Origin of the sequence: Labrenzia sp. THAF191a (assembly GCF_009363335.1) — a bacterium.
GTDB classification, from domain to species: domain Bacteria; phylum Pseudomonadota; class Alphaproteobacteria; order Rhizobiales; family Stappiaceae; genus Roseibium; species Roseibium algicola.
Genome location: NZ_CP045333.1, coordinates 3,316,874 through 3,331,504 on the forward strand (window position 1 = coordinate 3,316,874; position 14,631 = coordinate 3,331,504).

Below are 14,631 nucleotides of genomic sequence, written 5' to 3' on the forward strand. Positions count from 1 at the left end.
TCAGCGGTCCTTGGCTGGAACCGGAACGCGCTTCAACTGCGGAGCAAGCGGCTGCACAGCCCGTTGCCACAGGGCGACAAGCGGGGCAAAGCGCACGGCCAGTGGCGGATTGAGGTCGTGATGGGGCATTTCCAGCCCGTGACGGGGGGCAGGCACCGGCAAGGTCCTGATGAAGGCAGCCCGGTCTTGCGGCGTGCCGCTAAAATGGTCGATACCACGGCGCGTGGCGGCAGAACCGGACAGAACGGACAAGAGGACGTCGTCGCCAAGGTCGGGCCGCTTCAGGACTGTCCTGATTTCTTCAAGCAACTTACCGTCGGCAAAAAGGGTCGGACTGGTCGTCTGATCGATACTCACATGCGATGTCATCTGTTCCCACTCCACTGATACATCCAGGTTTCCGTTACATCGGTGCCGTCGAGTTGCAGGGCGAGAATGAACTCGACCGGTATTTCCTCGTCGTCCCGTGCGATATCGAGCACGGCACGCCAGCTGCCGCTTTCCAGCCGCTGGACGAACTGATGCTCCACCTTGCCGTTCTGCAGGGTCAGTCTCGGTGTCAGAGGAGCTTCCGCACCCATGTCACCCAGATTGCCGCCGGCAAATTCCACGACGAATTTGCGCAGTTTCGGGTCCGGATCTGAGGCAGCCGCGCCACCATGCCCTGTGCTGGTCGCGATTACCTGTGCCAGCTCGGTACCCGGTTCCGGTTCCCGGCCCCAGATCATCCGATAGGCAAAGCGATGTTCGGAGCCTGCCTTGGTGCCGTTTTCCGGCACCCAGCAAGCAACGAGGTTGTCGTAGATCTCTTTTTCGGCCGGGATTTCCGCCAGCATGACCTGGCCATTGCCCCAGTCGTTGATCGGCTCGATCCACAGTGACGGGCGTCGCTGATACTTGGCTTCCGTGTCCTGGTAATGATCGAAATTCCGGTCCCGCTGCAGCAGGCCAAAGCCTGCCGGGTTCTCCTCGTTGAAGAAGGACAGGGCAAGCTTTTCCGGATTGCGAGCCGGCCGCCACAGACGCTGGCCATTCTGGCGCAAGATCAGGAGACCGTCATTGTCATGAACTTCCGGGCGATAGTCGTCGAAGTTGGTGCGGTCGTTCTCGCCGAACAGATACATCGAAGTCAGCGGCGCAATCCCGAGACGTTCGACATCGTCGCGTAGGAAAATGTGCGCATCCACTTCCACAACGGTGTTGATGCCCGGCTTGATCGTGAACTGGTAGGCACCGGCAACGCGCTCGCTCTCCAGTTCGGCATAGAGCCGCATCTCGGCAGCGCCGTCCGTCGGCCGCTCCAGATAGAACTTCGTGAAACGCGGAAACTCTTCCGGTCCGGCGATGGCCGTATCGATCGCAAGTCCGCGTGCGGACAGGCCATAGACGTTGCCCTTGCCGAGCGCACGGAAATAGCTTGCCCCCAGGAACACCACCAACTCGTCGAAATACTCCGGAGTGTTCAGCGGATGGTGCAGGCGGAAGCCGGCGATACCCGGCAGATCCACATCCTTGAACTTTTCCGGATCCAGCGGCTCGCGATATTCGAAGTCCGCGCCGGTAAAATGCAGTTCGCTGATATTTCCGTCGACGATCTCATAAAGTTCCACCGGCTCCTTGTAGAGCCAGCCCGGGTGGAACGCCTGCAGTTGATAGTTGCTGCCGGTGTCCTTCCAGACGGACTTGTCGGGATTGAACCGGATTGCACGATGCTGGTCATAATCGAGATTGGCGAGGATTTCGGGAAGAGCCGGTACATCGGGCGCAAATGCGTTCCCGGCCTTTTCCTTCATGCGCTCGACGAGCGCGGAAAAGTTAAACTCTTCGCCTGCCGCAAAGGCTCCGCCTGCTTGTGCAGGTGCGGTATTCTCTGCTGCGAGTGCAGTGCGGAGGTCCGCGCCTGCCAAGGCACCGGCCGCCAGGGCCGTTGCCGATAAAAACGTGCGCCGATTGATCACGACGATTGGCCACCTTGTTGAAATTAAAGTGTTCTTTTTGGTTCACTTTTGAATGAGCACGCGCACTGCAGCAATTTTATGGAGAAAACCGGTCCAAAAAATGGCATTCCTGTGCAATGCAGCATCGTACGCTTGTTCGTTCGACTTTCAAACGTCCAAACAGCCGGTTGGTTTCATATTTTTTTGAAAAAAGTTAAGTTCAGATGCCGATTGTAACCAGATGGGCGACGTAACTTCCGATTGCCATGGCCGATGTGAGGCCGGGGGATTCGATTCCGTAGAGCGTGACCAGACCTGCAAGGCCATGATCTGACGGCCCGTCAATTCGGAAATCGGCCGCCGGTTCACCCGGACCGGCGATCTTGGGCCGGATGCCGGAATAGTCTGGCAAAAGTGCATCGTCCGGCAGGCCGGGCCAGTAGCTGCGGATGGCGGCATAAAACTTGTCGCCCCGGGCGGGATCCACCCTGTAGTCGGCAATCTCCACCCATTCGACATCCGGACCGAAGCGTGCCTGGTGCTGCAGGTCGAGTGTCAGGTGAACGCCGAGCCCGCCAGGTTCCGGCACGGGGTAGATGAGCTTGGAAAAAGGGGCCTTGCCCTGAAGCTTGAAATAACTGCCCTTCGCGAGGTAGGCGACCGGTGGATTGGCACCCTCAAGCCCGGCAGCCAGGGCAGGTGCGCCGTGGCCTGCGGACAGGATCAACTCCTTGCAGGTGAGGGCATAGGTTTCCGTTCCCTCCGTTTCCGCATGCACCCGGTAACCGCCATCAGCCAGGTGTTCGAGGCGCGCAACCCTCGTGTTCAGCACAACCTGACCGCCGTTTGCCTCGAGCTCTCCCTGTAGAGCCAGCATGAAACCGTGGCTGTCGACGATGCCTGTGGAGGGGGAATGCAGTGCGCCGGTGCAGGCAAGCTCCGGTTCGGCTTCGTTCAGGCTGTCCTGGTCGAGGAATACGAGATCTGAAACGCCGTTTTCCGCCGCTTTGCGACGGATTGACTGCAGTTGCTCCAACTGATCGTTATTGGACGCAACGATCAGTTTGCCAATCTGCTCGAAACCGACGCCATTCTCGGCACAAAACCGGTAAAGCCGTTCTTTGCCCTCCACACAAAAACGAGCCTTAAGGCTGCCCGTGGGATAGTAGATGCACGCGTGGATGACTTCCGAATTGCGGGCGCTGGTCTCCGATCCGATCAGGCCATGCTGTTCCAGCACCATTACCTCGCGGCCGGTCAGTGCCAGCTCACGCGCAATCGCAAGTCCAACGGCACCGGCGCCAATAACGAAGGTTTCAATGTCATGCATGGTGTTGCCGGCAATCCTGATCGAGCGTTCTTTTCCTTGTCAGCCCGTCATGCCACGGCTTGCTTCAGACGTCGATGCTGGAATTGCGGATGGAAACAAGGGCCTGGAAGTCACATCAACGAAAGTCGGCTCTGCCTTGGATTGAAACCCATAGACCTCTCTCCGTCATTGCCGGGCTCGGCCGGGCAATCCATCCCGTTCGTACGAGGAGCCTTTAGCACCCGTGAATTAAGTCGATAGGGCGCGCCATGGCATGACGGTGGAGGGATGTTTGCTCCAGCCCAGTTCACGCCAGGAAAATGTTCTTGAGGGGACTGCCGACACAAAGCGGCGGAGATGTCATGGTCAGGCTGCGGCCGACCGGAGAAAATCAGGTGTGCAGCCCCGGGCCGATGAACGGTCCGGGGCGCATATCAACAAACGGGATCAGCTCCACCAGGCTTCCGGCGAGAACGAGCCGGCGGCATCTTCGATGACCTGGCCGACCTGGAACAGGGTGCTTTCCTCAAAGGGTTTGCCGATCAGCTGAAGACCGAGCGGCAGGCCATTGTTGTCGAGGCCGGCCGGAACGGAAATGCCCGGAAGACCGGCCATGTTGACGGTGACGGTGAAAATGTCGTTGAGGTACATTTTCACCGGGTCGGAATGAAGGTCCTGGTCGGCAACACCGAAGGCGGCAGACGGGGTTGCCGGGGTCAGGATTGCGTCGACGCCGTTTTCCCAGGCCAGGTCGAAGTCGCGCTTGATGAGTGTGCGAACCTTCTGGGCCTTCAGGTAATAGGCATCGTAGTAACCGGCGGACAGCACATAGGTGCCGATCAGGATACGGCGCTTGACCTCTTCCCCGAAGCCTGCTGCGCGGGTGTTCTCGTACATCTCGACGATGTCCTTGCCCGGAACGCGCAGGCCGTAGCGCACACCGTCGTAACGGGCGAGGTTCGAGGAAGCTTCCGCCGGTGCCACGATGTAGTAGGCCGGCAGGGCGTATTTGGTGTGCGGCATCGCAATGTCGACGATTTCCGCACCGGCATCCTTCAGCCAGTCGATACCCTTCTGCCAGAGTGCTTCAATATCGGCGGGCATGCCGTCCAGGCGGTATTCCGCCGGAATGCCGATCTTGAGGCCCTTCACGGATTTGCCGATGGCCGCTTCATAGTCCGGCACGGGCAGATCGACCGAGGTGGTGTCCTTGGCGTCGACGGAAGCCATGGATTTCAGCATGATCGCGCTGTCGCGAACGGTGTGAGCAATCGGGCCGGCCTGGTCGAGCGAGGAAGCAAAGGCAACGACGCCCCAGCGGGAACAGCGGCCATAGGTCGGCTTGATGCCGACAGTGCCGGTGAACGCGGCCGGCTGACGGATGGAGCCGCCGGTGTCGGTTGCGGTGGCGCCCATGCACATGCGGGCGGCAACGGCGGCGGCAGAACCACCGGAAGACCCGCCGGGTACGAGATCCTGGTTGGAGTTCTTCTTCCGCCACGGGTTGATCACCGGACCGTAATAAGAGGTCTCGTTGGAGGAGCCCATGGCGAACTCGTCCATGTTCAGCTTGCCGAGCATGACCGCGCCGTCGGCCCACAGGTTGGACGTAACGGTGGATTCATAAGCGGGTTTGAAGCCGTCCAGAATGTGGCTGCAGGCCTGGGTGTGTACGCCCTGGGTGGCGAAAAGGTCCTTGATGCCAAGCGGGATGCCTTCCAGCGTACCGCCTTCGCCCTTGGCGAGCTTGGCGTCGGATGCCTTTGCCATGTCGCGCGCCTTGTCGGTGGTCACGGTGACATAGGCATTCAGTTTTTCATTGGCGGCTTCGATGTTCTTGATGAAGGCATCGGTCAGTTCAAGGGACGTGTAGTCCTTGTTTTTCAGGCCTTCGCGGGCCTCGGCAATGGTCAGTTTGGTCAGATCGGTCATGAATTTGAACTCTCAGGCGGCCGCCAGCGGCCGGGAATAGAAGATGGAATAGGGACTGTCGGGATAATCGAGCACCGGTCCGCAGCGGCTGAAACCGGCTCGTTCATAGATGCGCCAGGCTGCCGGGTGTTTGTCGCCGGTTTCCAGAACGAGCATGGAGATGCCCTCCCGGGTTGCCAGCTCAATAATCCGGTCCAGAATGCTGCTTCCCAGGCCGAGGCCCTGATAGGCCGGTCTGGTGTACATGCGCTTGACCTCGGCAATGCGGTCGGCGTGCCGGTGCAGGGCGCCGCAGGCTGCCGCCTTGCCGTCAATCCGTGCAACGAAGACAGTCGTTGCCTCGCCGGACATCTCTTCGGCCGTCATGTGGTAGCAGGCCTCGGGCGGGCTAAGTGTCAGCAGCAGGTCGTTCAGCTCGGCAATCATCTCGCCCATGTCGGCAGACAAGGACGTTTCGACGGCTATAGCTGGAACGGGTGCGATCATCCGGGGTGGTCCGCTTATTCGACGACTTTCGGCACCATGAAGAAATGATCTTCGGAGGCCGGTGCGTTCAGGGTGATGTCGGCAGCCTTGTTGCCGTCGGTCACGCCGTCGGCGCGCTTTTTCATGGTCTGTTCAACAACGGACGTCAGCGGCTCGACGCCGGAAATATCGACTTCGTCCAGTTGCTCGACAAAGCCGAGAATGGCGTTCAACTCGCCAGTCATGCGGGTCGCGTCTTCTTCGCTCACCTTGATGCGCGCCAGCCGGGCAACGCGTTTCACCGTATCGGTATCAACAGACATGTGTTCCTCGTCGTTACTGGTGCCTGAAGCGGAAATCCGCTCATGGCTTGCGCTCTTCTTGCGGCGGCCGCGCGGGGAAGGCAAGAGCGCAGGCTTGCCTTGCGGGAGAAATCGGAATAAATCGGTACCAATGGGAACCGAAATAGGTGTTTGCGCGTGATCCAGGCTTGCGAAACAATCCGGCCATTGCCGATGGCGGCCATCGTCTATCTGGCTTTCGAACCAGCCTGGCTGGCGCTCAGCCGCCAGGAAAGAGGCGAGATTGCCGGCCAGATCGGCACAATCCTGGCGCGTCACCCAAGGGTTGCCTTCGAGTGGTTCGACGCCGATGCCCTGGCAGGCGGGTTTTCGGATTTCGCGATCTGCCGGTTTTCCGACATGCGCGCCTATCATCACTTGTGGGAGGAACTGCGCGACACGGTGATCTTTTCAAAACCCTATGCGCGGATCGTCAACGTGACGACCGGCATCGAGAATGGGTTTCAGGACTACGAGGCAAATCTTCAAAGTGCTGCGGTTCCGGAGGCTGGAGATGCCTGAAGAAGGTGCTGCCGGTCGGCCGCAGGAGGGCCGGGTCAGCAAGGCGCTTCTGGAGGCCACGCTGATTGAGCTTGCCGAAAACGGCTACGAAAAGACGACGATTGCCGCCATCGCGGCGCGAGCGCGCACCAGCAAGCAGGCAGTCTATAGGCGCTATGCGGACAAGGGCGCGCTGATTGCGGCGTCTGTCGAAGCAGCTCTTGCCACTGCGAACCCGGCACCACCCCAGAGAGGCAGCGTGGCAGAGGATTTGCGGCAGTGTCTGTCGAACACCGTTGCGGCCTTGCAGGATACCGCGTTGGGCGCGGCGGTTCGGGCACTGGTTCCCTATCGAAGCAGGCCGGACCTTGCCGGCGTACTCGATGAGGCGGAGGCTGCCAGACGTCTGGTCCTGCGGCAGATCTTTATCGCGACCCCGTTCGAAGCTGACATGGAAGCGCGGATCGACCTGCTTCTCGGCCTCATCTATTTCCGCCTGCTGATCCGCAATATCAGGATCGAGACGAGGGACATAGAAACGGCCATCTATCTGGTGCTGGGGCTGGTCGCACCGCGCCAACCCGTACCACGCCCGGATCTGCCGGGCCTCCCCGGATTGTGAAGCCAGCCGCCATCACGATTTTCTCGCCCGCCGTTAGCGGCTCTGTGATCAAGGGTGATTGGCCAAATTCTGCGGCAGAAGACATGGTTTTTTCCGCGTGGAGCGTTAGGCTTCACCTGAACACGCCATTCACACCCCAATGGAGACGCACATGCCGCTCTATACGTCCAAATCCGTTCTGCTGGGACTGACCGCGCTCTTCTCCGCTGCTGCCTTTACCGCTTCCGCTGATGAGATCACCACTTTCACCAAAGGCGGGGCTGCAATCGGCGGCACCGATCCGGTTGCCTATTTCACGGACGGCAAGCCTGTTGCCGGCTCCGATGAATTCACCGCAGAATATGACGATGTGACCTGGAAGTTCTCGTCCGCGGAAAACCGTGACAAGTTCGTTGCCGACCCGGCGAAATATGCCCCTCAATACGGCGGCTTTTGTGCTTTCGGTGCGGCCATGGGTTTCAAGGTTCCGGTGGTGCCGGAAGCCTGGTCGATCGTCGACGGCAAGCTTTACCTGAACAACTCCCTGAAGGTGCAGGAACGGTTCGAGGAAGATGTGCCGGGATATATCCGCAAGGCGACCCTCAATTGGGACATCATCAAGGAGAAGAACCCGGGCGATCTGAAAGAACCGATCATTCGAGACTGATCTGTCGAGTGTTTTCCTGGCCTGAGCCCGTCAATCGGCGGGCTCAGGCTTTTTTCCGGAATAACATGATCGGCGCACGTACCATCCAGGCCAAGCGTCACGTGAACCTGGCTCGTAACCGCGCAGGTCTCTTCTGCCAGGCGCCGTTACACTTTTCCGAAAGGCAGATCTTTAAATCGGCTATCGTCGATGCTAAATCTTGAGATTATAACTCAAGATTTATGAGGTCCTCCTTGGCCACTCCTGCGAAACGCCAGCCCAGATTTCTAACCGTCAAGTCGACGCACTACCTCAGTCCAAATCTTATCCGTGTCACTTTTGCCGGCCCGGAGTTGCAGGGTTTTCCCGAAGGGCACGAGGGCGCGAACTGCAAGTTACTGTTGCCGCGCGACGGCGAAAGCCGCGAGGCCTTTGAAGCGCATTATGCGCCGGACGGGCCTTCCGAACGCGTTCATCCGGTTCGCACCTACACCGTCCGTTCTTTCCGCCGGGATACGCTGGAACTCGATATCGACTTTGTTGCTCACGGCGACGAAGGGCCTGCAACGCGCTGGGCACAGCGGGCGGCAGAGGGAGATTTCCTGGGCTTTCTCGGCCCAAGCCAGCCGAAAATCACCGAGTTTCATGCCGACTGGTATTTGCTGGCCGCAGACCTTTCGGCAATGCCGGTGGTCGAAGCGACGCTGGAGGCTATGCCGCGCGAGGCAAGCGGTCTCGTGCTGTTCGAAGTTCCGTCAGAAGACGACAAGCGCGAGATTGCAGCACCAGAAGGCGTGGAAATCAGATGGCTGGTCCAGGAAAACCCGCATCTGCCTTCAACCGCGCAGGTTGACCTCGTGAAATCTCTGGAATGGCCTGCGGGAACGATCCAGACCTGCATTGCAGGTGAAAGCTCCGTCATTCGGGCCCTTCGGGATCATCTTCACAACGAACGGAAAGTGCCGAAGGCGGACACCTACATTTCGGGCTACTGGAAAATCGGGCTCGTCGAGGACGAGCATCAGCAGCTCAAACGGGCGGAAGCCGCCTGAGTCCTCTTGCCTGAATATCCCACTTCTCGCCGGTTGGGCTTGCTCCAACCGGGGGGATGTAGAAGGCCGGTCTGACTGTGCGGTCGAATATCTTCCGGCGACCCAAATCTTGCCATCAACCTGAGATCCGTTAGATCAGTTGTTACAGGTCTTTCGGGAGGCATTCTCATGCGTGGTTTTGCAGTTGGTCTTGGGCTCGTTGTTGCCGGGTTCGCCTTTGTGCCGGCGGCTTGGGCAGCCGGCCCGGCCTTCGATTGTGCGAAGGCGGAAAGTTCGGCCGAAAAGCTGGTCTGTTCGAATGATGATCTGGGAGCACTGGACCAGAAACTGGCCGATATCTATGAAGGCGCGGTCGGCGTCGTGAAGTCGCTTGATGCAGGCGCCGAAGAGGAACTCAACACGCTGAAGGCCTATCAACGCGGCTGGGTGAAAGGGCGCGACGAATGCTGGAAGAGCGACGACGAACTCTCCTGCGTCCGCTCTGCCTATGAACGCCGGATCGCGGAACTGACAGCGCGCTATCAATTGATCAAGGGACAGGCCCCGGTCTTTTACACCTGCAACGAAAATCCGGCAGACGAGATCGTGGCGACCTTCTTCGATACCGAGCCACCGTCTGCACGGTTGGAGCGCGGTGACACGACGGAAATTGTCGTGCAGGGTCCGAGCGGATCCGGCGCGCGTTACGAAGGTGATTTCGGCATTCTTTTCTGGATCAAGGGAGATGAAGCCATGGTGGACTGGCCTCAGGGCACGTCGTTCGATTGCAAGGCGAGGAGCTGACAGGCCTTTGACCGCCTGTCAGACCGCAGAAAAAAAGCCGGCCGGTGCGATAAGGCAGCGGCCGCCGCCTCATGATCAGCCGTCCTTGTAATAGTAGCTATAGCCATTGAGGGCAGGGGCGCCGCCGAGGTGCGCGTAGAGTACCTTCGATCCGGCGGGAATCTTGCCAAGCTTTACCAGGTCGATCATGCCTTGCATGGATTTGCCCTCATAGACCGGGTCGGTGATCATTGCCTCGGTCTTGGCGGCAAGCCGGATGGCGTCGTTTGTCTCTTCAGAGGGAACACCATAAGCCGGGTAGGCGTAGTCGGGATTGATCACGATCTCGTCGTCCCGAACCGAGCGGCCAAGTTCCACAAGGGAGGCCGTGTTGTCGACGATCTGGCGGACCTGCGCACGGGTCTGGTCAAGGGTGCCGGAGGCGTCGATGCCGATTACGCGGTCCGCCCGGTTCTGGTCGGCGAAGCCCACGATCATTCCGGCCTGGGTGGAGCCGGTGACCACGCAGACGATGATGTAGTCGAAGGTAAAACCGAGCTCTTCTTCCTGCTGCTTCACTTCCTCGGCAAAGCGCACGTAACCAAGGCCGCCGTATTTGTGGACGGATGCCCCGGCAGGAATGCCGTAAGGCGTGCCACCCGCATCGCGAACGGACTGCATTGCGTCTTCCCAGCTCTGGCGAATGCCGATGTCGAAGCCGTCGTCGACCAGACGGGAATCCGCCCCCATGAGACGCGTCAGCAGAATGTTGCCGACCCGGTCGTAGACCGCATCGTAGTGCGGTACCCATTTTTCCTGCACCACAACGCATTTCATGCCGATCTTGGCGGCGGTGGCTGCAACCATTCGAGTGTGGTTGGACTGGACACCGCCGATGGAAACCAGCGTGTCCGCGCCGGAAGCGATCGCGTCGGGTACGATATATTCCAGTTTCCGCAGCTTGTTGCCGCCAAAGGCAAGGCCGGAGTTGCAGTCGTCCCGCTTTGCATAGATGTCCACCTTGCCGCCAAGCGCTTCGGAAAGCCGGGGTAGAGGTTCGATGGGCGTTGGGCCGAAGGTGAGGGGATAGCGTTCAAACTTGCTGAGGTTCATGGAGCACACCGGATTGATTGTTGACCCCTTGAGCCTTGCAGAAAATTTCAGAAAGGTGCTTTCAAAGTTTGATGTATTTTTTCTGTCAATGAGATGTTGAGACGAGTATGAATTCCTCAATCATCGAATTTTTGTCAAAAAACTGAAAGATTCTTCCATGGTTGGTGAGCTCGACCGGATTGACCGCAAAATTCTCAAGCTGCTGCAGGAAGATGGCCGCCTCAGCAACGCCGAACTTGCCGGTCTGGTAAATGTCAGCCCGGCGACCTGTCACAGGAGGACGCAGCGGCTGTTCGAAGAGGGTTTCATTCAGGGCGTGCGCGCGCATATCGATCCGCAAAAGGTCGACAGATCTGCTCTTGTAATCGTGGGGGTGGTGCTGGACCGGTCGACGCCACAAAGTTTTGCGGAGTTTGAAGAGGTGGTTCGCAAGGCGGACTTTGTTCTCGACTGCCACCTGGTGGCGGGCGACTTCGATTATTTCCTGAAGATCCGTACACGGGACATGGCGGACTTCAACAAGCTGCACGGCGAAAAGCTGATTGCACTGCCTGGTGTGCGCCAGACCCGCACGTTTTTTGTCATGAAGGAAGTGACGGACAACGCGCCGCTGCCTTTCTGATACAGTTCGGCTTCCTTGGCCGGCAGGTCGCCGGCCTCGCAGACCGGACGACTGATGAGCGCCCCGGATCTGCTGCCTGAAATTCCCTTCCATTGTTCTGCCGTCAGTGAGCCTCGATCGCCCTGGCTTAAAAAACGGTTGCCTTGGTCACCGGCAATAAAGTACAGATTTGATATGTAATAACATAACATATCAAACTTGCTGGAGGCCTTATGTCCGATCGACGCCTGCCTGTAACCGTTCTGTCCGGGTTCCTTGGAGCGGGAAAAACCACCTTGCTCAATCGCATCCTCAACAACCGTTCCGGGTTGAAGGTGGCTGTAATCGTCAATGACATGTCGGAGGTGAATATCGACGCAGACCTGGTACGGGCTGGCGGTGCGGAGCTGAGCAAGACCGAGGAAACGCTTGTCGAGATGTCCAACGGCTGCATCTGCTGCACCTTGCGCGACGATCTGCTGAACGAGGTTCGCCGCCTGGCTGGCGAAGGGCGGTTCGACTACCTGCTTATTGAATCAACGGGAATATCCGAACCGTTGCCGGTGGCAGCGACCTTCGAATTCCGAGACGAAGCCGGCGACAGCCTCGCCGATGTGGCAAGGCTCGACACGATGGTGACGGTGGTCGATGCGGTCAATCTGCTGAAGGATTACTCCAGCCATGATTTCCTGAGCGATCGGGGCGAGACGCTGGGCGAGGAGGACGAACGCACGCTGGTGCATCTCCTGACGGACCAGATTGAGTTTGCCGATGTGGTGGTTCTCAACAAGGTGGGTGCCGCGTCGGCCGGACAGGTGGATGCTGCCCGCAAGATCATCCGCAGTCTCAACGCGGATGCGAAGATCATCGAGACCGACTACTCGGAAGTCTCGCCTTCCGACATCCTGAACACGGGGCTCTTCAATTTTGACAAGGCTCATGAACACCCGATGTGGGCCAAGGAGCTTTACGGCTTTGCCGACCACATTCCCGAAACCGAGGAATATGGCGTTGCCTCCTACGTTTACCGGGCACGGCGGCCATTCAATCCGGAAAAGATCCATGAGCTGCTCAACGGGCAATTACCAGGCGTGATCCGCGCCAAGGGTCATTTCTGGATCGGCAGCCGGCCGCAGTGGGTGATCGAGTTCTCGCTGGCCGGGGCGCTCTCCAGCATCAGTCCGCTTGGCACCTGGTGGGCGTCTGTGCCGCAGGAGCGTTGGCCGGATGACGAACGCGCCCGGGCCTATGCGAAGTCGCTCTGGGTCGAACCGTTTGGTGACCGGCGGCAGGAAATTGTCTTTATCGGTGCGGGCATCGACTGGCCGCTTCTGAAAAGCCGGCTCGACGCGTGCCTGATCGGCGAAAACGCGGGTGACGAACTTTCGGCCTTTGCGCATCTGCCGGATCCCTTTCCTGCCTTCCGCCATGCGGACCGCGCAGCATGACAGCGCTGGAACCGAAAGTGGACGCCTTTTCGAACGTGCCTGCCGCACGGGATGTGATTATCGGCCGGGATCCGGACATCCTCGCCGACATTCGCGATCCGGGCATTGCCGCCGCTATCTGGCGGCGAACGCCGGATCCCGAATTTCAGAGGTGGATGAATGCCTTGCCGAAAGACAACCTGCCGGACCTGCGCACGGTGGTGCCTGTGCATCTGGCAGAGGCGGCTGTCCGGGCGGCTTGCGAGAGCCATAGAATTCCTGCGTGTCGGGAGACGGACATGCTGGCAAGCGATGTCGGGGCACTTGCCCTGATGCTGGCAAAGACGCTGACAGTGCGTCTGCTGCGATTGCGGCTGGATGTTTCGGAAGACGTGATGTGTCCGAAGTTCCACCTGGACAATGTTCGCGCCCGGTTGTTGTGCACCTATCGCGGGCCGGGAACGGAATATGTGCCGGAAAATGTGGCCGAGGAGACTGGCCGTATCCGTCAGGTGCCGCCTGGAGGCGTTGCCGTTTTTCGCGGCCGGCAATGGTCTTGCGACGAAAGAACCGCTCTCTTGCACCGGTCGCCGGCCGCAACCCCGGCAGGTGGACCGCGGCTTCTTCTGGTAATCGATCCGGCAGACTAGGCGGGCTGCATTTCCGAAGGGGACTCAGCCACGCTCTCGGCTTAGCCAGGTTTGATATCGGTCTAGGTGTCGCGTGACGATCGCGGCAAGGGAGGCATCCGTACAGATCATCTCGGGGGTAACGGCATTGCTGGTGAGGCCAAGCGAAAATCCGGCTTCGCCGACGATTTCGGCGGACATGGTCCGGAGGATCTCTTCCAGCTGAACCGGGGCAAAGGCGTGGCGGGAGGTGACATGGGCAAGGGCGACCGGCTTGCCGGGAAACTTCTGACAGCCAACCATCCAGTCGAGAGTGTTTTTGAAGCTGCCGGGCAGTGCATGCATGTATTCCGGCACGGCGAACAGCAGCCCGTCGGCGCGCGCCACCTGTTCGCGCAGGTCGATGACGATTTCCGGCAGGTGGTCGGTAATATCGAGATCCGGCACGAAATGCGGCAGATCGCCGATGCGGTCATAGCGGCTGAGAATGAGCCCGTCGGGCGCCAGTCGTTCTGCTGCGCTCAGCAGGGCCAGATTGGACGATGCGGCACGAAGACTGCCGCAAAATGTAAGGATCCTGAAAGGCAAGGGACTGGTCCGGTTGAAGGAGGCTAGGGGCGAGTCTATCGGATTCGCCCCCTACCGTGATCCTCAAACGACCGACCAGCGTGCAGCTGTTACCGGCTGGCTGCGGCCAGTGCAGCACCAAAGCCGACAAAGAGCGTACCGGTGATCCGGCGTACCCACAGCATGCGCTTCGCAGACGTCAGGAAACGGCGCATGTGGCCGCCTGCGTAGGCAATTGCGGCATGGTTGGCGAAACACAATGCGGCGTAGGTGAAGGACAGTACCGAGATCTCCGTGAGATCGATGCCGTCGGCGCGCATGAATTGCGGGAACAGCGCGGTTATGACCAGAATGGCCTTCGGATTGGTGACGGAAACGAGCAGCGCCTCCAGGAACAGCTTTCTGGGGCTTTTGCGGGCAATCAGGACCCCATCCTCCACGTGAAAGGCAGACTTGTCGCGCCAGATCTTGAGGCCGATGAATATGAGATAGGCGGCACCAATGACCTTCAGCACCGTGAAGGCCACGGCGGAGGCTGCCATCAGGGCGCCAAAGCCAAGGGCGACCGCGTATCCAAGGATTACCAGTCCCGTGGCATTGCCTGCCGCGGAAGCGAGGGTCGCGTTACGGCCGAACCGGAGCGTGTTGGAAATGGCCAGCATGACTGCCGGGCCGGGGCTGACGGCAGGCAGGAGCGAGACAGCAATAAAGACGAGCCAAAGATCTATCGGCATTTCGGTTCTCGAGA

At 59.4% G+C, this 14,631-nt stretch carries 17 protein-coding genes; 8 read left to right on the top strand and 9 right to left on the bottom strand.

Going from position 1 to position 14,631, the window contains the following annotated elements:
* From FIV05_RS15190 to gatC, 6 genes are all read right to left on the bottom strand, one after another.
* Positions 1–369 carry a hypothetical protein gene (locus FIV05_RS15190; RefSeq protein WP_152510131.1) on the bottom strand — a complete coding sequence of 123 codons (369 nt, stop codon included), beginning with the start codon at positions 367–369 and terminating at the stop codon, positions 1–3.
* Positions 366–1,958, bottom strand: a complete 1,593-nt coding sequence (locus FIV05_RS15195) for a glucan biosynthesis protein (RefSeq protein ID WP_286202195.1) — start codon at positions 1,956–1,958, stop codon at positions 366–368. Before FIV05_RS15195 ends, FIV05_RS15190 begins: the two co-directional genes overlap by 4 nt.
* A 199-nt stretch (positions 1,959–2,157) precedes the next feature.
* Complete coding sequence (locus FIV05_RS15200; RefSeq protein WP_152510132.1) at positions 2,158–3,267, bottom strand: NAD(P)/FAD-dependent oxidoreductase; 1,110 nt, start codon at positions 3,265–3,267, stop codon at positions 2,158–2,160.
* Positions 3,268–3,693: 426 nt separating this feature from the next.
* The gene (gene gatA, locus FIV05_RS15205) at positions 3,694–5,178 is read right to left on the bottom strand and encodes an Asp-tRNA(Asn)/Glu-tRNA(Gln) amidotransferase subunit GatA (RefSeq protein WP_152510133.1); all 1,485 of its coding nucleotides are present in this window, start codon (positions 5,176–5,178) and stop codon (positions 3,694–3,696) included.
* Between the two features lie 12 nt (positions 5,179–5,190).
* A complete protein-coding gene (locus FIV05_RS15210) occupies positions 5,191–5,664 on the bottom strand; it encodes a GNAT family N-acetyltransferase (RefSeq protein WP_152510134.1) in 474 nt (157 codons plus the stop codon).
* A 14-nt stretch (positions 5,665–5,678) separates the two neighbouring features.
* Positions 5,679–5,966: an Asp-tRNA(Asn)/Glu-tRNA(Gln) amidotransferase subunit GatC gene (gatC, locus tag FIV05_RS15215; RefSeq protein WP_023000570.1), complete on the bottom strand. Its 288-nt coding sequence runs from the start codon at positions 5,964–5,966 to the stop codon at positions 5,679–5,681.
* A 156-nt stretch (positions 5,967–6,122) separates the two neighbouring features.
* Between gatC and FIV05_RS15220 the strand changes: the two genes are divergently transcribed.
* The 5 genes from FIV05_RS15220 to FIV05_RS15240 all read left to right on the top strand — a co-directional run bounded on the left by FIV05_RS15220 (position 6,123) and on the right by FIV05_RS15240 (position 9,567).
* Positions 6,123–6,506 carry a darcynin family protein gene (locus tag FIV05_RS15220; protein ID WP_152510135.1) on the top strand — a complete coding sequence of 128 codons (384 nt, stop codon included), beginning with the start codon at positions 6,123–6,125 and terminating at the stop codon, positions 6,504–6,506.
* On the top strand, positions 6,499–7,107 hold the full coding sequence (locus FIV05_RS15225; RefSeq protein ID WP_173013859.1) for a TetR-like C-terminal domain-containing protein: 609 nt from the start codon (positions 6,499–6,501) through the stop codon (positions 7,105–7,107). The genes FIV05_RS15220 and FIV05_RS15225 overlap by 8 nt, the downstream gene beginning before the upstream one ends.
* Before the next feature lie 151 nt (positions 7,108–7,258).
* Complete coding sequence (locus FIV05_RS15230; RefSeq protein ID WP_031269160.1) at positions 7,259–7,753, top strand: YHS domain-containing (seleno)protein; 495 nt, start codon at positions 7,259–7,261, stop codon at positions 7,751–7,753.
* A 233-nt stretch (positions 7,754–7,986) separates the two neighbouring features.
* Positions 7,987–8,784, top strand: coding sequence for a siderophore-interacting protein (locus FIV05_RS15235; protein WP_173013860.1), 798 nt, complete (start codon positions 7,987–7,989; stop codon positions 8,782–8,784).
* Between the two features lie 168 nt (positions 8,785–8,952).
* Positions 8,953–9,567, top strand: coding sequence for an MliC family protein (locus tag FIV05_RS15240; RefSeq protein WP_152510138.1), 615 nt, complete (start codon positions 8,953–8,955; stop codon positions 9,565–9,567).
* Between the two features lie 75 nt (positions 9,568–9,642).
* Here FIV05_RS15240 and FIV05_RS15245 read toward each other — a convergent pair whose 3' ends face one another.
* Positions 9,643–10,659 (bottom strand): 1-aminocyclopropane-1-carboxylate deaminase, encoded by a 1,017-nt coding sequence (locus FIV05_RS15245; RefSeq protein WP_152510139.1) that lies wholly within the window; start codon positions 10,657–10,659, stop codon positions 9,643–9,645.
* Between the two features lie 157 nt (positions 10,660–10,816).
* On the opposite strand from FIV05_RS15245, the gene FIV05_RS15250 reads away from it, so the two are divergent.
* The 3 genes from FIV05_RS15250 to FIV05_RS15260 all read left to right on the top strand — a co-directional run bounded on the left by FIV05_RS15250 (position 10,817) and on the right by FIV05_RS15260 (position 13,337).
* Positions 10,817–11,281 carry an Lrp/AsnC ligand binding domain-containing protein gene (locus FIV05_RS15250; protein ID WP_152510140.1) on the top strand — a complete coding sequence of 155 codons (465 nt, stop codon included), beginning with the start codon at positions 10,817–10,819 and terminating at the stop codon, positions 11,279–11,281.
* Between the two features lie 212 nt (positions 11,282–11,493).
* A complete protein-coding gene (locus FIV05_RS15255) occupies positions 11,494–12,708 on the top strand; it encodes a GTP-binding protein (RefSeq protein WP_152510141.1) in 1,215 nt (404 codons plus the stop codon).
* Positions 12,705–13,337 carry a DUF1826 domain-containing protein gene (locus FIV05_RS15260; protein ID WP_152510142.1) on the top strand — a complete coding sequence of 211 codons (633 nt, stop codon included), beginning with the start codon at positions 12,705–12,707 and terminating at the stop codon, positions 13,335–13,337. Before FIV05_RS15255 ends, FIV05_RS15260 begins: the two co-directional genes overlap by 4 nt.
* A 24-nt stretch (positions 13,338–13,361) precedes the next feature.
* On the opposite strand, the gene FIV05_RS15265 is transcribed toward FIV05_RS15260, so the two are convergent.
* Together FIV05_RS15265 and FIV05_RS15270 are read right to left on the bottom strand one after the other, a co-directional pair.
* Positions 13,362–13,904, bottom strand: a complete 543-nt coding sequence (locus tag FIV05_RS15265; RefSeq protein ID WP_173013861.1) for an NADPH-dependent FMN reductase — start codon at positions 13,902–13,904, stop codon at positions 13,362–13,364.
* 89 nt (positions 13,905–13,993) lie between these two features.
* Positions 13,994–14,617 carry a LysE family translocator gene (locus FIV05_RS15270; RefSeq protein WP_023000581.1) on the bottom strand — a complete coding sequence of 208 codons (624 nt, stop codon included), beginning with the start codon at positions 14,615–14,617 and terminating at the stop codon, positions 13,994–13,996.
* Positions 14,618–14,631 lie beyond the last annotated feature (14 nt).